Origin of the sequence: Gemella sp. 20925_1_85 (assembly GCF_041433735.1) — a bacterium.
Lineage (GTDB): Bacteria > Bacillota > Bacilli > Staphylococcales > Gemellaceae > Gemella.
The window spans coordinates 1-1,176 of the sequence record NZ_JAPWCC010000056.1 but is presented as its reverse complement, the minus strand read 5'-3'; the positions used below and the strand labels follow the sequence as shown (position 1 = coordinate 1,176).

The window sequence follows — 1,176 nt, the reverse complement described above, 5'->3', positions numbered from 1 at the left end:
TTTTATCTTATTATTAAATCCTTCTAATGGACCATTAGAATACTTATATTTAATAGCGTTAAGCATATATTCTTTATGCTTTTTCATAGTATTTATAGCTTTAGTTACACCTTTAGATAATCCTCTAGTATCCATATCTATATACTTCTCTAATTCTACAGAATCTTTAGTCTTAATAGCTTCTCTTATCTCATGAACTCTTTCATAACTAGCTGTAAATTCAGCATCTATAGCTAATATATAATCTAATACTTCCTTTCTAGTTACATAGCGTTTAAAGCTTCTAGAATAGAATGTTTTTATTGAATTTACTTTATCTCTATCTTCCAATATTACTTTCCAGAAATTCTTTAAAATAGTGTAAGTAGAGCCTTTTTTATTCTTATATTGATTCATTAGTTTTACTCTAGCTTTGTTTAATTCTCTATTAATATTTTGAACCATATGAAATCTATCTATAATTATCTCAGCATTAGGGAACATTTCTCTAATCATATTCATATAAGGTGGGTAAATATCTATACAGATCGTTTTTACTTTCTTCCTTACTTTTCTTGGGTATCTCATAAAGTATTGTTTTAATATATGTTGTGTTCGTCCATCTACTATATCTATAAAATCATGTGTTTTAGCATCTAAGAATACGAAGCTCATTCCATTTTTACTATCTTTAGTTGACTTTATCTCGTCAAAACATAGGTGCTTTGGTAGGTTTGAATGAGTCTTAACTTCTACAGCTTCTCTACATGATTTCATTACCCTTACTACTGTAGATACTGATACATTACTTAATTCAGCTATATCTTTAAATGATAGCGTCTTAGAAAGATTCTTCATAATGTGAAGTAGAAGGTTTTTAGATATACTGCAGTGTTTTTTTACAAATGGTGTTTCAGCACAAAACTTAGAATTACATTCTCTACATTTGAAACGTTGTTTCTTTAATCTAAGGTATGTAGGGCATTCTGACATCTTTAATAAAGCTACTTTTAGCGGATCTCCAAATCCATTTTTAACTATATTATTTCCTTCTTTTTTACAACCGCAGTTTGTGCAACACTTTGGTTCATATGATAAAGTCCCATGAAATAAGAATGTATCTTGACCATCTATATTGATTAAATCAAGTTTATCCTTCATAGTTATATTTTGGTCTTTTATTAATAGTAAATTTGT

The 1,176-nt window shown here is 27.9% G+C and carries 1 protein-coding gene; it reads right to left on the bottom strand.

What is annotated here, in order from left to right; all coding sequences use genetic code 11:
- Positions 1–1,176 (bottom strand): ISL3 family transposase (locus O3884_RS08980; protein WP_371453048.1); only part of this gene is annotated, 1,176 nt, incomplete at both ends.